This window comes from Paenibacillus sp. FSL R5-0912 (assembly GCF_000758605.1).
Lineage (GTDB): Bacteria > Bacillota > Bacilli > Paenibacillales > Paenibacillaceae > Paenibacillus_AQ.
Genome location: NZ_CP009282.1, coordinates 498,387 through 517,515 on the forward strand (window position 1 = coordinate 498,387; position 19,129 = coordinate 517,515).

Consider the following 19,129-nt stretch of genomic DNA (forward strand, 5'->3'; position numbering starts at 1 on the left):
ATGTGTATGTGTATGTGTATGTGTATGTGTATGTGTATGTGTATGTGTATGTGTATGTGTATGTGTGAGTGTGAGTATGCGTGTGTATAAGGCAGTCTGATGCACTTGGCTATGCTCCTGATTATGCTGATATTCCTAATTATAGTTTGCTTCGCTAATACCAGTTATGTGCTGTCTCTCCAGTTCTACATTTCTCTCCATGGACATTGACCGTAGTTTTTTCTATAATTAATCGTAGAAGTAACTATTAACGGCCGGTGAAGCCGGATAAGTATATGGAGGAGGGCGAGAGCATGGAGCCAGCGGCACTTGATGAATGCGACAACACATGCAATGGTTCCGAGCTGGAACCGGAATCTATGGCATTGATCCTGCCTGACCGCGGGACTACAGACAAGATGGCGGAGATGTTCAAGGCACTCGGCGATCCGACAAGAGTACGGCTCATTTACGCCTTATCCCAACAAGAGTTATGTGTGCATGACTTGTCGTCGATCCTGGATATGGGACAGTCCGCTGTTTCCCACCAGCTCCGTTACTTGCGCAATCTGCGGATTGTGAAACGCCGCAAGGAAGGCAAGACTGTATTTTACTCGCTGAATGATGCACATGTGGAGCAGATCTTCCTGCAGACCCATGAGCATATCCGGCATGAATAGATAGTCCTGAACACGAACAAGGGAATGTCCCGGCAGCTGCGAATAGGCTGCCCAGGACATTCCCTTTTTGTATTACGGGGTGAATGAATTAACTGGTTCGAGCTAAAATCCTGTACGAAATACAACATTCCGCTCAGTAAAACAGCGTAAATTGAAAATTGTTGTACAAACTGCAGGATTCTTCCTCTTCCAGGCGCCTTAGCGGGAATATTCTTGTATTTCATACAACAATCATTCCCCACCCCCTGGTATCTATGAATCCAAGTTGCAATACGTACAACAATTATGCCCTGTCCGGCAAAAGCCTCGCAATTACACAGGAAGCTCCCTATGCTTCAAGGAAGAATTCTCAATCTGAAGGGTAGTGTGGTGAATGCCGAATTTGTCTTCCACAATCTTAAGCGCCTGCTGCAGCACCTGCTGGTGGTCAGTATAATCCCCGATCAGCAGATGGCCGCTGAGTGCATCCAGTCCGGAGGTAATCGTCCAGATATGCAGATCATGCACATCAATGACCCCTTCGATTCCCAGCAATGTTTCCTGCACATCACGAATATTCACCGTGAGCGGAGTACCTTCCATAAGAATATGAAAGGCCTGTCGGATAACTCCCCAGGCGCTGCGCAGGATGAGAAGGGCAACCAGCACACTGATGATAGGGTCTGCGACGTACCAGGAGAACAGATTCATGATAAGGCCGGCAATCAGGGCGCCGACGGAGCCGAGGGCATCGCCCATAATATGCAGATAAGCGCTCCGGATATTGATATTGTCTTTAGCTTCGCTCTTGCGCATCAGCGACCAGGCGCTGATGAGATTGGCCAGCAGTCCGACAGCGGCAATCAGCATCATGGTTCCGCTGGCAACAGCCGGAGGCGAGAAGAAGCGCTGGTAAGCCTCCCACATAATAAATGCGGCGATAACAAACAGCGTCACCCCGTTGAACAAGGCTGCCATAATCTCAAACCGGAAGAACCCGTAGGAGTTCTTCGATGACGGCGGCTTCGCGGCAATAATCATCGCTACCAGGCTCAGTGCCAGCGAGGCGGTATCGCTGAGCATATGCCCGGAGTCAGATAACAGGGCCAGACTGCCGGTGACAAGGCCGCCGAAGAATTCGAGAAACATAATGCCGCCGGTGATAATTAAGGCGATCAGCAGGCCTTTTTTATTATCCGGTGCATGGGAATGAGAATGCGAGTGCGAGTGTGAGTGTGAGTGCGAATGGGAATGATCCGCAGCCTGGTGCCCATTGAGTTGGTGTCCGCCGCTCCCATGCTCACTATGCTGATGCCCGCTGTGCTGGTCTCCGCCGTTCCCGTGCTCGCCATGCTGATGTTGCTCTGATTGATCTAAGTGGGTTGAATGCCCCGAATGCCCCGCATCCTTACCATCAGGTGCCCCATTCTGCGTTGTCGTGCCGGGATTTTTAGAATGTTTCATGGGTAAAACCTCTTTTCAATTAACATATGAATGATTGCTCATATGTTAATATTATGACGGCTGAAGGAAATTTACAAGGGTTGTAGCAAGTTTTTTTTTCATTTCAAAACTTAGTTGTCCCAAAATTCCCATTCGCTTCAATTACCTGTAAACGAAAGCAGTTCAAGCTATATAAGTTTTATTTAATAGCTATTTAACTGTTATTTTTCATGAAAAAGCCAAAAACTATGCGCGGAGTGCATTGACACTGCAAGATTCAGGGGAATATAATATGTGTAAGTTAACATATGAACAAATACTCATATATAGGTTTTACTAAGGGAGATGAGTCATTTGAATACGGTACAAGGTAATGTGAAGCGAAAATGGGTACTCGAGGGTTTGGACTGCGCGAATTGCGCCATGAAGATTGAGAATAAGGTCAAGAAGATCGAAGGGGTATCTTCCTGTTCCGTGAACTTTGCAATGAAGACCATGACGCTGGAGACCGCAGCTTCTGCTGCAGAAGAAGTAGCTGAACAGGCGCAGCATACTGTGACTGTACTTGAACCGCATGTGAAGCTGCGTGAAGTAACCGCTACGCGGGCGGTCAAGAAGCCGCTTCCTGCTGGCAGTCCAGGCGAGGTAAGCCGCATAGCTACTCAGGGTCATGACCATGCGGGTGGAGAGCCGCATAGTCATGACCATGCCCAAGGTGACGCACATAGTCATGCCCATGGTGACGCACACGGTCATGCCCATGCGGCTGCGGAGCATACCCATAGTCATACCGCTGCCGCTGAGCATGGTCATGACCACAGTCACGGCCACAGCCATGAGCACGGGGAAGGCGGTACGCGCAGAATCCTGCTGCGTTTGGCCGGCGGAGCTGTTCTGGCCGCTGCCGGGATGTTCCTCCCGGTCAATGGAATCGCAGAACTGTTACTCTTCCTGGCAGCGTATCTTATCGTCGGCGGTGAGGTAGTCTGGGCCGCCGCGCGGAATATTATCCGCGGTCAGGTGTTTGATGAGAATTTCCTGATGGCGCTGGCGACCATCGGGGCCTTTGCCATCGGAGAGTACCCGGAAGGCGTTGCGGTTATGCTCTTCTATCAGGTTGGTGAGCTGTTCCAGGGGATGGCGGTGAACCGATCACGCCGTTCGATTACAGCGCTGATGGATATCCGGCCGGAATTCGCTTACTTGAAGGAAGGCAGTAATCTGCGCAAGGTCTCGCCGGAAGAGGTAGCGGTCGGGGACAGCATCGTAGTTAAGCCGGGCGAGAAGGTGCCGCTGGATGGCATCATTCTGGAAGGCAGCGCGATGATGGATACCTCGGCACTGACCGGTGAATCCGTGCCCCGGTCTACCCAGCCGGGCAACCAGGTGCTGAGTGGCTTCATTAACCGCAACGGTGTGGTTACCATTGAGGTGACCAAGGATTTCGGCGAATCGGCGGTCTCGCAGATTCTGGAGCTGGTGCAGAATGCGACCAATAATAAAGCGAAGACAGAGAACTTCATCACGAAATTCGCCCGTGCCTATACACCGGTAGTAGTGATAACAGCCCTGCTGTTGGCGGTGGTTCCGCCGCTGGTACTCAGCGGAGCCACTTTCTCGGACTGGATCTACCGCGCACTTGTCTTTCTTGTTATTTCTTGTCCTTGTGCACTCGTCGTTTCGATTCCGCTCGGATTCTTCGGTGGCATCGGAGCCGCTTCGCGGAACGGGATTCTGATCAAGGGCAGCAATTTCCTGGAAGCCTTAAATGATGTGAAGGTTGTCGTATTTGATAAGACGGGAACCTTGACCAAAGGGCAATTCAGCGTGACTGGGAATTATCCGGCGGAAGGATTCACCCCGCATGAATTGCTGCGGATTGCCGCTTATGCCGAGAGCCATTCCAGTCATCCGATTGCCGAATCGATCCGCTCTGCTTACGGAGATGCCATCCCTGGAGAAGCCATCACGGACTATAATGAAATTTCCGGCCACGGCATTGCTGTCACAGTCGAAGGCAAGGCGGTGCTGGCCGGGAATGCAAGGTTGATGGAACGGGAGGGAATTGCAAGCCAGATCCCGCAGCAGAGCGGTACAGTGGTTCATCTGGCTGTCGATAAGCAGTATGCCGGTTATATCGTTATTGCTGATGAGGTGAAAGAGGATGCACAGCGGGCCATCCAGGAGCTGAACGCGCTGGGAATCCGCAAGACCGTCATGCTGACCGGTGATACTTCATCTGTAGCCGAATCCGTCGGCAGACAGCTGGGCATTCAGGAGATTCATGCGGAGCTGCTGCCCGGAGATAAGGTCGAAGCGATTGAACGATTGGAGCGGGAGAAGGGACCGAAGGAGAAGATTATTTTTGTCGGAGACGGGATTAATGATACTCCGGTGCTGGCTAGAGCGGATGTCGGGATCGCCATGGGCGGACTTGGTTCCGATGCAGCTATTGAAGCAGCAGACATTGTAATTATGACGGATGAACCCTCGAAGATTGCCGCCGCTATCGGTATCGCGGGGCGCACGCGGACCATTGTGTGGCAGAATATTATTTTTGCGCTGGGGGTCAAGGCCGTCTTCCTGCTGCTGGGAGCGTTCGGAATTGCTACCATGTGGGAGGCCGTATTCTCGGATGTCGGGGTAACCGTGCTTGCCGTGCTCAACAGTATGCGCGCATTGCAGCCTCCGAAATCAAGATAATACTCAGCTGCCATATTTATATATTATGAAATAATTATGAAAAAATAAGTCGTCATGATCCTAGATATTGGGTCTTGAGGCTTATTTTTTATTCAATGTATAATGTTTTTTGTCTATTTATGCCGATATATCATAATATATTTACAGCATATGGAAGATTACAACAGGTTTTCTGGGGGGACTTTCGGTGAAGAAGGCGAGCTTGTGGTCAAAAATGAAAGTGAATGAAAAGAATGTAAAATCTGTATCTCTGCAGAAAAAGTGGTCGCTTGTCATTTTGGCGGTTGCCATTATCCCTCTGCTGGGAGCGACCCTCTTTTTCATGCAATACTTTGGAGGCGTAACCCGGGCGGACAGCGAGGAGCTGGCAGAGAGTATCCTGGAGATGAATACTACACGGATCGATGAATGGATAAACTCCAAAACGTCTGCGGTGCAGGAACTGATGGCCATGCATCCTGAATTCGACACCGCACAGCCGGGCACTATATTCCCGGTAGTCAAGGTGCTGGAAGACAGCGACAGGCAGTCCGAAGGCTACAGTGTCATTAATAAGGAAGGGATATTGTCAAATTCCCTTAATCTTACCGCCGATGTCAGCGGAGAAGCGTATTTCCAGGAAGCCAAGACGAGCCATGCACCGGCTGTAGCCGATATGTCTTTTTTGGAGCAGTTGAATAAAAATATCATTCCCGTCTTCGTTCCGGCAGTGGACAAAGACAATCAATTCGCCGGAGGCATCGCCTTCTCGGTAACACCTGATATTCTGACGGAGATGAGCAAGAACATCCATGTAGCCGAAACCGGTTATGGATATGTGATTTCAGGACAAGGTAATTATTATACCTCTTCGGATCCGGAGCGGATCGGGAAGAACATTGCGGACTATGCCGGAACGCCGGAAATGAAGGAAGCCTACAAGAATATACTGGCAAACGACAAGGGTTCGGAGATCTATAAGGGCGAAGACGGGAAGCAGGTCATCACCTATTTCCGTACGATCCCCAGCACAGACTGGAAGCTGCTGATCAGCGTTCCAAAGAGTGAGATTACAGCCAAAGTAACTTCTGCCCAGACTATCTCCTTGATATTCGTTGTGATAGTTATGCTGGTTGTTATCGGAATCTCCCTGTACCTTACCCGCTTGATTGTTAAGCCAATTGTAGCGATCTCCGATGTAATGAGACGGGTGGCAGAGGGTCATCTGAGTGAACGGGTGGCAGTGCGTTCCGGAGATGAGATTGGCCAGATGAGCCAGAGCATCAATGATATGATCGCAGGCCTGGCCGGAATTGTCGGCAAAATCGATGCTACAGTCGCTCAGGTAGCTGTCTCTGCAGAGAGTGTGCTGAACTACGCCAGTCAGACTTCCAATACTTCGGCGGAGATCGAGACCGTTGTCCAAGAAGTGGCGCGGGGGATGGAAGATCAGTTCAGAGGTTCGGAGCAGTCGGCCAGAGCCACAGAGGAGATGGCCATCGGACTGCAAAGAATCGCCGAATCCTCCGTCAGTGTGTCGGATCAGGCGGAAACGGTCAGTACAGAGGTAGAGAGCGGATATCTGGAGATTCAGGCTACGCTTGAGCAGATGACAGTAATCAGTACTACCGCAGGTAAGACTTCAGAGCTGATCAACAACCTGACCGGTCAATCAGAGCAGATTGGACAGATCGTGGATGTGATCTCGGAAATCTCCAATCAGACGGGGCTGCTATCACTCAATGCTTCTATTGAGGCTGCCAGAGCAGGCGAGCACGGGCGCGGCTTCGGAGTTGTAGCGAACGAAGTGAAGAAGCTGGCTGAGCGCACCAACGGCGCCATCGTGAACATTGTTGAACTGATCCGCCAGATTCAAGAATCGACGAAGAATGCTGCGGTCTCTATGGAGAAGAGCGTAGTTGAAATCGGTGACGGTATGGGGAAAATGAAAAATGTGGGCGAATCGTTCAACCATATCCGTTCTTCCATCCGCGAGGTTTCCTTGCAGATTCAGGATGTATCTGCCATCAACGAGCAAATGTCGGCCGGGACGGAAGAGATTACGGCTTCCATCTCTGATATGCTGACCATTGCCAGGGATTCTGCAGAAAGTGCCGAGATGGTTGCAGAGGCTTCAACCGAGCAGCGGAATCTGATGGGTAAGGTTGTAACCTCAGCCGAATCCCTGAATGGGCTGATGTCCGAATTGCGGAGCGAGATTGAGAAGTTCCATTAAAGGCAGGCAGAAATAAAATAACACCCCTCTGCCGCACGGATTACCGTGTGTGAAGCAGAGGGGTGTTTGCTGTGTAATGAAACAATCCGCAGACGCAAGGTCAGGCTTACAGCTTTTCTTCCAGCTGCAGACTCTCAATTCCGCCGCGGATGACACTGCATGAGGCTTCGAATTTCGCCATCTCCGCATCGCTGAGGTTCAGCTCCAGAAGTTCCTGGATTCCGCCGCTGCCAATAATGGCCGGTGCACCTGCGCAGACGCCGCTTTGCCCGTACTCGCCGTCCAGAATCGCCGAAACGGCGATGATTTTGTGCTCATCATTCAGAATGGAACGGGTGATGTAAGCCAGTGCACTGCCGATTCCGAAATGCGTGGAGCCTTTGCGGGTGAAGATCTCCCAGCCGGCATCCTTCGTCTTGCGGGCGATATCCTCAAGGTCCAGACTGCTGAAACGCTCGCGGTGCTGTTCCATAATCTGCAGGATCGGCTTGCCGCCGATCGTTACATGGGACCAGGCCACGAACTGGGATTCCCCGTGCTCGCCGAGTGCGTAACCGTTGACGCTGCGCGGGTCGATGGTGAATACCTCGGACAGCAGCGTCTTCAGGCGGGAAGAATCAATCGAGGTGCCGGTGCCGATGATCCGGTGCCGCGGCAGGCCTGATATTTTCCATACCATATAGGTAACAATATCAACGGGGTTCGCGGCTACGACAAAGATACCGTCGAAACCTCCGGCCATAATTTCGGTAACAATCTCCCTGGTAATGACAGCGGCGGCATCCAGCACATCCAGCCGGGTCTGCCCCGGTTTGGGATTGGCGCCTGCCGTCAGAATGACGACATCCATCCCGGCGCAATCGCTGGAGGTGCCTGCATACACCTTAGTGCGTGTTCCGGTGAAATCCATACAGTGCGAGAGGTCAAGCGCTTGTGCCATGGCACGGTCGTAGGTGCGGTCGATCATCATGATCTCATCGCAGATGGCCTGATTAACCATGGAGTAGGCGCAGCTGGAACCTACCATGCCAGAGCCGACGATTGCCACTTTTCTCGATTTACTTTTCAATTGCCTTGTCCCCACTCTCTAAAAGTATGCTTTTATTCTAACTGATCTTATCGGAAGTTACCTGACATCGAGTTGAAAAAGACATGCGTAGCCTGCCCGTTTTTCGTCACAATTGACATCGTAGGTTAGAAATATGCCGGCCTAGCCTTATACTGCTTCACTGCTATAATTATTATGTGATCCGGGCTGTTAAGAACCATGCAGAAAGCCCGGCGCCTATTAAATATGAAAGGGGATGTCCCAAGCAGTCATGACCATGGCTGTTTGGGACATCCCCTGTTTGTGAATATAAGGAAGTATAAGTGTCATTCCACGAATTATCCTTATACTTCCCGCTGAAACGTGACCGCTCTTTGAACAAGACGGCAAAGCCGTTTCCACCCTGCTGTCCAGGATGTATGTATCCTGCTTATCCTCTGGGCTGTGGTATTCGGGCCTCTGCAGGCAGCATCCGGGTGTAATGCTTATACATGAATACTCTCCAGTGGAGAATCATGCCAAAGGCCAGAATAAAGAATAATCCGCCGGATTGCGGGACAGATACATATTGGTTGATAAACTCATGGAGAAGGGTTCGGATCAACAGCAGTCCAAGCAGAATGAAGGCGAAGCTCTTGGAGCGCTGGGCATAAATCTGTCCTTCCCGTTCCTCGAACCGTGTGCTGCGTATTAGCGGATAGGCGAAGATAAACCAGCCGACCAGGAAAGCTGCAACAGCCCACCACCAGGGAAATCTGACCTCCGGGACTACAAACATGGCGAATCCGGTGGACATGCCAAGCGGCGGAATCCATATTTTGCGGACGGTTACCGGACGGGCACTAGCCTTCAGGCGGATAAAAATAACCATCAGCGCCATGAACACGGCTCCCAGCGTGGAGCCCACATGCAGAAGTGAGGGGTTGATATTGCCCATAATTCACTTTCCTCTCTGTGATTTAGGTCACTTATTTCTTCATTATAGCAGAAAAAAGATCCAATTCAGAATGGATCACAGGCCGTGGTGAAGGCGGCCCTTGGAGGGTCCACACAGCAAACCCGCCAGGGTTAACCCTGGCGGGTTTGCTTGATAAGTGTATTTCAGCAGCTTCAGCTATGAATGCTGCCATAGGGTTTAAGAACGGCTACGTCCGCCAACCGAACGCAGGATCAGGCTGACGATGAAGATCAGAACTACGGCACCAATCAATGACGGGAAGACATAGTAGTCACTGATCTTAGGTCCCCAGCTTCCCAGCAGCATGCCGCCGAGCCATGAACCTAGAATACCGGCGATAATGTTGCCGATAATACCACCCGGAATATCTCTGCCCATAATCAGGCCAGCCAACCAACCAATCACGCCACCAACAATCAACATCCATAATAAAGTCATTATTCTTCAGCTCCTTTGTGTTTGTTATCTTCGATGGTTACTATTAACCTTCTGCAAGACGTTTAAACCAAGTGTCAAATATTGCTTGCACACTTAGAATTAGTATTCTATTGTATCCATATTTATGCTGTTTAAGCCTGGTAATGTCTTGGGTACATAAACATGTTATAGTAAATTTTGCGGAGATCAGCTGAGTGAAAACACCGCTGTGCAGGTTATATATTTGTACACTATACAATAAAGGAGCCGTTGCCATGCACCAGCCTAATGAAGTGTTGTTCTATATCGGAACCTATAGTAATGAGAAGGAAGAAGCCATCCTGGTGGGGGCGCTGGATAAGGAAACGGGCGAAATGAGAGTTATGGGCGGCACCCGGGGAATTGAGAATCCCTCCTATCTGGCTGTAAATGCAGCAGGAACTGTATTATATGCGGTAAGTGAACAGGATGAAGGCCAGGTGTATGCCTACGCCATTGAACCCGGCAGCAAAGCGCTGCGCCCGCTGGGCAGCAGAGCTACCGGAGGCGGTGCGCCTTGTTATGTTTCCGTGGCTCCGCAAGGAGATTACATATTTGTATCTAATTATACGGGAGGGAATGTGAATGTATTTCCGCTGAACAGTGACGGTTCGCTGCAGGACATGTCCTCCCAGGTTAAGCATGAAGGTTCAGGAATCCGTGCAGACCGTCAGGATGCGCCCCATCCGCATTCCGTTATTCCCGATAAAACCGGGGATCATGTGCTGGTCTGCGATCTCGGACTGGATCAGATTGTGTTCTACCGCGTGGAGGAGGGCAAGCTGGTCACACACCGCGAAGTGGATTTGCCGCCGGGCTCCGGACCGCGCCATCTGGCTGTACATCCTTCACGACAATGGATCTATCTGGTGAATGAATTGAATAACACGGTTACCGTATTTGCGGATGACGAGCAGCAGGGAAACCTCAAGATCCTGCAGAATGTCAGCTCGCTTCCTGAGCATTACACGGCCGGAAGTGATGATACAGCGGCGGATATTCACGTCTCCCCATGCGGAAGATACCTGTACGTATCGAACCGGGGACATGACAGCATCGCCCTGTTCCACATTGATAATGCGACAGGTCTGCTGGAAGCAGAGGATTGGGTCATCTCCGGCGGCCGGACACCGCGTAATTTCGCCATTATCAGCGGCATGCTGCTTGCCGCTAACCAGAACAGCGGCAACATCGTATCCTTCCGGATCGACAGCGAGAGCGGCCGGCTGATTCCTACGGGTAATGAACTGGAGGTTCCGTCTCCGGTCTGTGTAGTGGCTGTTTGATAGAGCGGATTATCCTATTATGATTTGAAATCCTGTACGAAATGCATCATTTCCCTTCCCATAAGCAGATTAACATAACAATTCTTGTATTTCCTGCAACATTCGCCCGATAACGCCGCCATCTGTGGATCCAAGTTGTAATTCATGCAACATTTAAGCCTGTAGAGATGCCTATAGAGTGTGGGCTTAAGAATAAGGATTTCCCTTTTCCGGGTTCACGCCAAAAGAACGTCCCTCTGCCCGCTGGCAGTCTGGGACGTTCTTTGTTTGGGCTCATTATATACCCTTGTGGCACAAGGGACACGGAACAGTAATTTTATCGTCTGAGCATGCTGTTTACTGCATCCCCCGCAGCTGGTCATCCCGCTCATAGAATCCGATGTCATCCAGCATAATCTTGTCATCTTCGCCTTGCAGGTAGAAGGTGATTTCGGTCAGCTTGTCCGGATCAAGCGCTGGCTCTTCTTCAAGAAACAGCTCAAAGGGCAGCTCGTAGGTCTGGAAGACGGCTTCCGAGCGGTCGCCGAACTTGCCGTCGCTGATCCGCTCCTCCAGCCAGGGGCTGATCGTGAATTCGGTCTGCGGCAAGGGCAGAATCTCCATTACCTCATCCAGGGGCAGCCGTGCTGTGACTTCATTACTGTCGGTCAGCTCCACCTCCACATCGGGAGAGACGGCAGCCCGAGACGGTTCAGCTGCATCGTCATCAGCATCTGAATTACGGTTAGCCAAGGAGAAGGCTAAGCCCTCTGCAGCGGAATCGGCAAGATTACGGGTGAGTGCTTCACTAAGCTTGATACTGTAGGATGCCTCAACCGAATCCGCATCACCAGCTCCAGTCTGGTTCTCAGCGGTGCTGCCGCGCTCCAGCAGAATACCGTAAGAGGGTTTGTTCTTGGACTCGCGGTCCTTGGCCGCTTCTTCGCTCCAGGTGAGGCCTTCAGCTGTGGCAGTGCCGCCCTTCACCGTATTTCTTTTGCGGTCTTCCTCATAGTTCGCTACCGTAATGTAAGTCCCGCTCTGGAACCGGTTATAATAGGCGGTATCCGGCAGCCACGGTGCGCCGCTGCGGTAATCACGGAACAATTGCTGATATTCCGCCTTCCCGTGCAGCGTAGTCTCCAGGAATGCAGAGACATAGACCTTGGCAATCTGCCGCTGCTCATCTCCATCCATAATATCTGTACGTTTCAGGAACAGCCCCGTCGGCAGCGTCTGGTCAAACAGCCCCCAGTCTGTATTGAACTGGCTGTGATTGGCATCCGCAATATAGAGCGAGCTTTTGAAAGCCGGAGTGCTGCCGGTGTAGGAAGCGCGCATATACTGCCGGTCCCCGTAGAAGTCATGCACATCACCGTCACGGGCGCCCTGCAGCGTCAGATAATTCACATCCACCAGACTGGCCTGTTTGCTGTCAATGGCTTTATCCGTAGGAGCCAGCGCAATAACAGAAGTGATATTGAACCGCTTCGTTGCCGCCAGTGCCGGATCACCAGTGAACCAGCGCGAAGCATCCGCAGCCATGGCTACAGCCTGACCGCCGCGGCTATGGCCCAGCAATGCAGTATGGTCATAATCGACCTTCTGATAGAAAGGTGTACCGGATTGCTCCGCGAAGCTTGCAATCTGCTGCAGATGCTTCAGAATCATCCAGGTCCGCACCTCGAAGTCCTTATCCGGGATGCCGGACCAAGCAGAATAATTCAGGAAGTTCTCATCCAGCGAGACGGCGATAAATCCCCGGCTGGCCAGCAGTTCCCCGAGATAGGCGTATCCGCCCTCGGAATAATCCTCCATCATATGGTTGCCATGCACCATAAGCACGAGCGGATAAGGCCCGTCTCCGTCAGGCATCCAGACCCGGGCATTCAGAGGAAGCGCACCGGGATCGAATCCCCAGAATAGGGTGCGCAGCGCAGGCCATGATTTGATGTACTCCGTAGCATCCACAGAAGCCGAGAGGAGCGCGGCATCTCCGCCATACTCTGTACGGTGCAGGTCCTGGCCGCTCCCATAGGTGAAGCTGTGGAACGTATAGTCCCCCGGCTGTCCGGGATCGGCAGCAGCCGCAGGAAGAACCCCACCGTCTGCAGCCAATGTCTTAACCGATGGGGAAGGAGCAGGGCTGCTTCCCGTCCCATAGGCCAGAGCCAAGGGGGTCAGGACAAGAACCGCTGCCAGAAGCCCGCCGGTGAGGGTTCTCCTAGTCCGCAGCAGACCGGCTGCAAGACCTCCCAGTCCCCCGGCCAAGGCTGTGATACCAGCGATGGCTGCTGCAGCCTCAAGCTCCAGATCAGCGTAATACAGAATAAGCAGCACGGCGCTCAGTGCACTGAGCCAAGAGCCCGTGAACAGCCGCGGAATGCGCAGTCCGGTTAAGGAGAGCAGCACAGCCAGCAGGTTGCCGGCCAGCGCCATTACAAGGGTTCCCGCGCCGGCAGCCAGTATAAGATCTGCTGCACTCCCAAGCCCTGTAGGGATGCCCATAACGGCTATAGTAAAAGCCAGAATACATAGAATCCAAGGACCGCAGAGCGCGATCCTCCATAAGGCTGTATCATACCGGTACGTTTCTAAGATGCGTCTTCCCATTTCATTGAGTATGCGCCTGTGCAGGCGTGGTCCCTGCGGTGCGGGTACATACTCCAAATCCATTCCCATGTTAGTTTCCCCCGACAATTTGTGGCAATAGAGGCTGCAGAAATCCGGCAGAACTCATCTCTAGTAATTCAACTTATATCTAGTAATTCGACCTATAAGATGTAGCAATAATATTACTTTAAGGCATCAATAACAAGTGGGTCTTACAGGAACGGCCGCCACTTGCTGCCGCCGGGCAGAATAGAGCCGTCTTTCATCCAAATTGAAAAAATGGTTTGACAGCGCGCAGAGCATTCAGTAATATATCTGTATAACCTACTAAATGGGTAGGAATAATCAAATAAGTTCTTACCGTACAGACGGAGGAACGCCTGCTTCAGGCTCGCAGATACGCGTCCATAGGACCGGTTTGACCAGCCGCAAGTGGGCTTTCCTGCGTCTTTTTTTGACGGAAATCAACCAACAGGAAATTCACAATGATAATGCAATTACATGAACATTATGGGGGAGTGGTTTGTAATGAAAAAAGGGATCAAAAAGGGGCTTATCGCCGGGTTCACACTATTATTGACGGCAGGGCTTACTGCTTGCGGCAGCAACAATGGAGGGAAAAGTGCGGGCGCGGCAACAGAGGCTCCGGCAGCAACAGAGGCGGCTGGGAATACGGCGGCTGCACCGGAGGCAACGAAAGCTCCAGCCAAAGATCCGGTCGAACTGCTGAATGTGTCCTACGACCCTACACGTGAACTATATGAGAATTATAACAAGGCATTCGCCGCTTACTGGGAGCAGGAGACAGGCCAGAAGGTTACGATCAAACAATCGCATGGCGGATCAGGCAAGCAGAGCCGCGCTGTACTCGACGGTCTGGAAGCAGATGTAGTTACGCTGGCGCTCGGATATGACATTGATGCTCTTCAGGAAACGGGTCTTATCAGCGCGGACTGGCAGAGTAAATATGAGCATAACAGCTCCCCGTATACTTCCACCATCGTATTCCTTGTGCGTAAAGGCAACCCGAAAGGCATCAAGGACTGGCCGGATCTGCTGAAGGATGATGTGGAGGTAATCACTCCGAACCCTAAGACTTCCGGTGGTGCGCGCTGGAACTACCTGGCAGCCTGGGGGTATGCGCTTGACCGGAATAATAATGATGAAGCCAAAGCCCAGGAGTTCGTACAGAAGCTGTTCAAAAATGTACCCGTACTGGACACCGGGGCGCGAGGCTCTACAACTACCTTCGTTGAACGCGGAATCGGTGACGTGCTGATCGCCTGGGAGAATGAAGCCTACCTGTCCATCAAGGAGCTGGGTCCGGATAAATTCGAGATTGTAAATCCGTCGGAGAGCATTCTGGCCGAGCCGCCGGTAGCCGTGGTGGATAAGATTGTTGACAAGAGAGGCACCCGTGAGGTCGCAGCAGCTTATCTGAAATACCTTTACACCGAAGAAGGCCAGAAAATCGCCGCCGAGAACTATTACCGTCCGACCCTGGACAGCGTGAAGGAACAGTACAAGGATCAATTCCCTGAGATCAAACTGTTCACACTGGCAGACAAATTCGGAACCTGGAAGGAAACCCAGGAGAAGCACTTTAATGATGGCGGAATCTTCGACAAAATCTACGTGCCGGGCAGCTGATAGCAAGCTACGGGATGGAGCTAAGCAGAACAAATAAGGCGAATTTTGCAGGCGGGGTCCCGCCCGGTTGCTGATCGGCCAACGAGCCGAAGGCAGGAAAGGATGAATGGGCAAATGAATGTCACCACAAAAGCTGCTGCGGGGGCTGTGTCACGGCGCAGACTTCTGCCGGGTTTCGGAATTACGATGGGGTTCAGCGTATTGTATCTGAGTCTTGTCGTTCTGCTGCCGCTGTCAGCGCTGCTCTTCAATTCGACGGGACTCAGCTGGGCGAAGTTCTGGGATGTGGCTACGGATACCCGTGTCCTGGCCTCTTTTCGGGTCAGTCTGAGTACAGCGGCAGCTGCGGCCCTGATCGATGCTGTTCTGGGGCTGCTGCTGGCCTGGGTGCTGGTACGCTATGAATTTCCGGGCAAAAGGCTATTCGACGCCCTGATCGATCTGCCGTTCGCGCTCCCTACAGCTGTGGCCGGTGTGTCATTGACCGCACTTTATGCCCAGAACGGCTGGATCGGCTCCCTGCTGGAGCCGCTGGGCTTCCGGGTAGCCTTCACGCCGCTGGGCATTACGCTGGCGCTGATGTTTATCGGCATTCCCTTTGTAGTCCGCACGGTTCAGCCCGTGCTGGAGGATCTGGACAGGGATATGGAAGAGGCATCGGCCACACTGGGAGCGGGACGCTGGCGGACCTTCGTGCGGATTGTGATGCCGGAGCTGCTCCCGCCGCTGCTTACGGGCTTTGCACTGGCTTTTGCCCGGGGCATCGGCGAATACGGCTCCGTTGTATTTATCTCCGGCAATATGCCGATGCGTACAGAGATTGCTCCGCTGCTCATCATGTCCAAGCTGGAGCAGTTCGATTACGCCGGAGCGACAGCCGTGGCGCTGCTGCTTCTGCTGATCTCCTTCCTGATGCTGCTGGTCATCAACAGCCTTCAGCACTGGGCGCGGAAGAGCTAACGTTAAGGATTCAGGAAATCTGGGACAACGGCGGCCATTCAAGATGGCCTAGGCTCCATAGAACTTAAGTGAATGCTTCCGAAGCGAGTTTTATTGCGATGTTTATCGAGGAGCGGAGGCTCCATAAAACTTTTAGGAGGAATAAAAATGGCCGGTATGGTTCCCTTACAAGTCCCCGCGCCGCGTAAAAGCTTGTCGTCACCCCGGACGACTGAATCCAAAGCGGTGAAATGGGTGCTCATTTCCCTTGCCGGACTTGTATTGCTATGGCTGATTGCCCTGCCGCTGATTATCGTGCTGGTGGAGTCGCTGAAGCGGGGACTGGATGTCTACTGGGCCGCGCTGACCGACCCGGATGCCGCCTCGGCGCTGAAGCTGACCCTGCTGGTCGCGGCCATTACGGTTCCGCTGAATACGATCTTTGGTGTAGCGGCGGCGTGGGCAGTGACTAAGTTCCGTTTTCGCGGCAAGGGCTTTCTGATTACGCTGATCGATCTGCCGTTTGCTGTATCGCCGGTGATTGGCGGATTGATCTTTATTCTGGTGTTCGGCTCGCATGGCTGGTTCGGTCCTTGGCTGAGCAATCACGAGATCAAGATAGTTTTCGCTTTGCCGGGTATTGTGCTGGCTACGCTGTTTATCACCTTCCCTTTTGTGGCGCGTGAGCTGATTCCGCTGATGGAGCAGCAGGGCACACAGGAGGAGGAAGCGGCGATTACGCTCGGTGCGCACGGCTGGCTGATCTTCTGGCGCGTGACGCTGCCCAATATCAAGTGGGGTCTGCTGTACGGTATTATTCTCTGTAATGCACGGGCGATGGGGGAGTTCGGGGCGGTATCCGTGGTATCCGGGCATATCCGGGGAGAGACGAATACCCTGCCGCTTCATGTCGAGATTCTGTATAACGAATATCAATTCTCGGCATCCTTCGCCGTTGCCTCCCTGTTGCTCCTGCTGGCCCTGGTGACGATGATCGTCAAGAGCCTGATTTTACGTAAAAGTGCTCATTGACAGTCCTTGAGGTCCGTGCTAAGTTAATTCATAGTATACAAGGTGGTAATAACGGAATAACGGGATTTAGGCGGAGATACTCCCCTGTCCGGGGAAAGGGAGGCTGGAGAATGGCTAAACCACTGAAAGTGGATGAGGTATGGCTTGCGCGGATAACGGAACTTCTCGACGATATGGAGTTCGGCTCATTGCATATTGTGGTGCATGAAGGTCAAATCGTACAGATGGAGCGCACAGAGCGCAAACGTTTCGAGAACAGCACAGCAAATGCACGTTATAGTGGAGAGACCGGAAGCCGGCGGACCGATTCCCGTTCTGCGGGACGAGGATAGCAATCTGTAGTGCACTGATAAATGATCATACATTTCCGTGAACGGAAAAAAGGGGTATCTCACAAGCCTGGAAATGGCTGAATGAGGTACCCCTTTATTGTGCCAGAGCCTTATTCTAGCGTCGCCTTAGTAGCGTGTGTTGCGCCGTGATCCGCTGATTCCCTCCACCAGCAGGATGAGGGCAGTGATGGCATGCATAATCCAGCCGACAAAAGGAATCAAACCGACCACCGAGGTGACGATACCCACCGCGTTACCGATGATAGATCCGCGTTCTCTCAGCAGAATAATTACAGCTACGGCATGGAGCAGAAAAGCAACCCCCAGCGGTACCCAGGCATTGGCTACGACAAATGCCCCGCCGATGAACGGCAGTGCCAGAAAAGCCTCATAAGCGAAAGTTCCCCATTTGAATAATTTCCCTATCGGAGACATAATAACTCCACCAGCCTTCCAAGTAGTCTTATAAAGATCCTATTCCACAGTTTACCCAAGGATACGGGCTAAGAATAACCCTGTGCCGGCAACAGATGCAGAACCGTTTGTATTTCTGAGTAATTGTACGCCGGGGGAGGCGGGACGTTTCATTTTTCCGGATACGATAGGCGCTGCCTTGCCTCGAAACCTTAGAGTCATATATATTGGTAACAGTATGGCAGGCACATCTAAGTGCAGGCGGTTAATCGGGATAGGGGGATAACGTATGGAAAAGGCATTACAGCCGGATATCCGGCATGAACTGCCCTCAGTGGAGCAATATCTGGCCCTGCGGCTGGAGGCCGGGCTTAGTCCCATGAGTGTGGAGGGCGCCGGAATCGGGCTGCCCCGTTCTGCTTTTGCAGTAACCTTGTATGAAGAAGATATATTGGTTGGAATGGGACGGGTAATCGGGGACGGCGGATGCTTTTTTCAGGTGACCGATATTGCCGTGAAGCCTTCCTTCCAGGGGCAGGGTCTGGGGAAAATAATTATGGGGGAAATCCGCCAGTTTCTGGATACCGTGCCGGACAAGGCGTATATTAGTCTCATTGCTGACGGGGAAGCCTCCAAGCTGTATGCCCAATATGGATTCGCACCGGTCCTGCCGGATTCTCAGGGGATGTTCCTGCGGCGTTAATGATGAATGGATGAACAGTGCTGCAAACAAATACGAAAGTGAGGCAACAAGAGAATGGATATCGTAGTATTTGGTGCATCGGGTAAGATCGGAAGTGCGATTGTAGAAGAAGCGTTAAAAAGAAAACATGAGGTTACCGCTGCCGTCCGCAAACCGGAGGTCTTCAGTATTCAGCATGATCGGCTTAAGGTTGTTGCAGCCGACCTGCTGGACCCGGCCACGGTAACGGCAGCACTGCACGGACATGAAGAGGTAATCAGTGCATTCGGCCCGGCGCCAGGGCATGAGAATGATCTGCTGCAGGCTGCGGATTCCCTGTTGACAGGGATGCGTGCCGCCGGGCTCCAGCGCCTTATCGTTATTGGCGGGGCAGGCAGCCTGAAGACAGAAACCGGGGAGTGGCTGATGGACACGGCTGATTTCCCGGAGAACTTCCGTCCGCTTGCGTCGGCTCACGCCAATGCCTATGAAATCTACAGTGGATCAGAGCTGGATTATACGTACCTGAGTCCGCCTGCTGCCATTATCGCCGGACGCCGTACCGGCCAGTTCCGGATTGGTCTGGACCGGCTGATTGTGGACGAGAACGGACGGAGCAGCATCAGCATCCAGGATTTCGCGGTAGCGGTTATCGATGAGCTGGAGGAAGGCAATTTCAGCAAGGCCCGGTTTACTGTGGGATATTAATAGATACAGATTAAGCTTGTCAGGAAATAAAGC

The 19,129-nt window shown here is 52.3% G+C and carries 16 protein-coding genes; 10 read left to right on the forward strand and 6 right to left on the reverse strand.

Going from position 1 to position 19,129, the window contains the following annotated elements:
• Positions 1-293: 293 nt before the first annotated feature.
• The gene (locus R50912_RS02185) at positions 294-659 is read left to right on the forward strand and encodes an ArsR/SmtB family transcription factor (RefSeq protein ID WP_042232068.1); all 366 of its coding nucleotides are present in this window, start codon (positions 294-296) and stop codon (positions 657-659) included.
• A gap of 312 nt (positions 660-971) precedes the next feature.
• On the opposite strand, the gene R50912_RS02190 is transcribed toward R50912_RS02185, so the two are convergent.
• Positions 972-2,102 (reverse strand): cation diffusion facilitator family transporter, encoded by a 1,131-nt coding sequence (locus tag R50912_RS02190; RefSeq protein ID WP_081956351.1) that lies wholly within the window; start codon positions 2,100-2,102, stop codon positions 972-974.
• A gap of 333 nt (positions 2,103-2,435) precedes the next feature.
• Between R50912_RS02190 and R50912_RS02195 the strand changes: the two genes are divergently transcribed.
• Both R50912_RS02195 and R50912_RS02200 read left to right on the forward strand, forming a co-directional pair.
• Positions 2,436-4,784 (forward strand): heavy metal translocating P-type ATPase, encoded by a 2,349-nt coding sequence (locus R50912_RS02195; RefSeq protein ID WP_042232071.1) that lies wholly within the window; start codon positions 2,436-2,438, stop codon positions 4,782-4,784.
• 187 nt (positions 4,785-4,971) lie between these two features.
• Positions 4,972-6,999 carry a methyl-accepting chemotaxis protein gene (locus R50912_RS02200; RefSeq protein ID WP_231637761.1) on the forward strand — a complete coding sequence of 676 codons (2,028 nt, stop codon included), beginning with the start codon at positions 4,972-4,974 and terminating at the stop codon, positions 6,997-6,999.
• A gap of 106 nt (positions 7,000-7,105) precedes the next feature.
• On the opposite strand, the gene R50912_RS02205 is transcribed toward R50912_RS02200, so the two are convergent.
• The 3 genes from R50912_RS02205 to R50912_RS02215 all read right to left on the reverse strand — a co-directional run bounded on the left by R50912_RS02205 (position 7,106) and on the right by R50912_RS02215 (position 9,443).
• Positions 7,106-8,068: an L-lactate dehydrogenase gene (locus tag R50912_RS02205; protein ID WP_042232076.1), complete on the reverse strand. Its 963-nt coding sequence runs from the start codon at positions 8,066-8,068 to the stop codon at positions 7,106-7,108.
• 409 nt (positions 8,069-8,477) lie between these two features.
• A complete protein-coding gene (locus tag R50912_RS02210) occupies positions 8,478-8,984 on the reverse strand; it encodes a CcdC family protein (RefSeq protein WP_042232081.1) in 507 nt (168 codons plus the stop codon).
• 198 nt (positions 8,985-9,182) lie between these two features.
• Positions 9,183-9,443, reverse strand: coding sequence for a GlsB/YeaQ/YmgE family stress response membrane protein (locus tag R50912_RS02215; protein ID WP_042232082.1), 261 nt, complete (start codon positions 9,441-9,443; stop codon positions 9,183-9,185).
• A 254-nt stretch (positions 9,444-9,697) separates the two neighbouring features.
• Between R50912_RS02215 and R50912_RS02220 the strand changes: the two genes are divergently transcribed.
• Positions 9,698-10,747, forward strand: a complete 1,050-nt coding sequence (locus tag R50912_RS02220) for a lactonase family protein (protein WP_042232085.1) — start codon at positions 9,698-9,700, stop codon at positions 10,745-10,747.
• Between the two features lie 336 nt (positions 10,748-11,083).
• Here the strand turns inward: R50912_RS02220 and R50912_RS02225 are convergent, their stop codons facing one another.
• Positions 11,084-13,408 carry an alpha/beta hydrolase family protein gene (locus R50912_RS02225; protein WP_042232089.1) on the reverse strand — a complete coding sequence of 775 codons (2,325 nt, stop codon included), beginning with the start codon at positions 13,406-13,408 and terminating at the stop codon, positions 11,084-11,086.
• Positions 13,409-13,867: 459 nt separating this feature from the next.
• On the opposite strand from R50912_RS02225, the gene R50912_RS02230 reads away from it, so the two are divergent.
• The 4 genes from R50912_RS02230 (at position 13,868) to R50912_RS02245 (ending at position 17,292) form a co-directional block, all read left to right on the forward strand.
• On the forward strand, positions 13,868-14,989 hold the full coding sequence (locus R50912_RS02230) for a sulfate ABC transporter substrate-binding protein (protein ID WP_042232092.1): 1,122 nt from the start codon (positions 13,868-13,870) through the stop codon (positions 14,987-14,989).
• 114 nt (positions 14,990-15,103) lie between these two features.
• Positions 15,104-15,949, forward strand: a complete 846-nt coding sequence (gene cysT, locus R50912_RS02235; protein ID WP_042232097.1) for a sulfate ABC transporter permease subunit CysT — start codon at positions 15,104-15,106, stop codon at positions 15,947-15,949.
• 147 nt (positions 15,950-16,096) lie between these two features.
• On the forward strand, positions 16,097-16,960 hold the full coding sequence (gene cysW, locus R50912_RS02240) for a sulfate ABC transporter permease subunit CysW (protein WP_042232100.1): 864 nt from the start codon (positions 16,097-16,099) through the stop codon (positions 16,958-16,960).
• A gap of 110 nt (positions 16,961-17,070) precedes the next feature.
• Positions 17,071-17,292: a YezD family protein gene (locus R50912_RS02245; RefSeq protein ID WP_039299580.1), complete on the forward strand. Its 222-nt coding sequence runs from the start codon at positions 17,071-17,073 to the stop codon at positions 17,290-17,292.
• A gap of 126 nt (positions 17,293-17,418) precedes the next feature.
• Here R50912_RS02245 and R50912_RS02250 read toward each other — a convergent pair whose 3' ends face one another.
• The gene (locus R50912_RS02250; protein ID WP_042232103.1) at positions 17,419-17,727 is read right to left on the reverse strand and encodes a hypothetical protein; all 309 of its coding nucleotides are present in this window, start codon (positions 17,725-17,727) and stop codon (positions 17,419-17,421) included.
• A 268-nt stretch (positions 17,728-17,995) separates the two neighbouring features.
• Here R50912_RS02250 and R50912_RS02255 point away from each other — a divergent pair, with 268 nt between their 5' ends.
• Both R50912_RS02255 and R50912_RS02260 read left to right on the forward strand, forming a co-directional pair.
• A complete protein-coding gene (locus R50912_RS02255; RefSeq protein WP_042232105.1) occupies positions 17,996-18,409 on the forward strand; it encodes a GNAT family N-acetyltransferase in 414 nt (137 codons plus the stop codon).
• A gap of 54 nt (positions 18,410-18,463) precedes the next feature.
• A complete protein-coding gene (locus R50912_RS02260) occupies positions 18,464-19,096 on the forward strand; it encodes an NAD(P)-dependent oxidoreductase (RefSeq protein WP_042232106.1) in 633 nt (210 codons plus the stop codon).
• Positions 19,097-19,129: the final 33 nt, after the last annotated feature.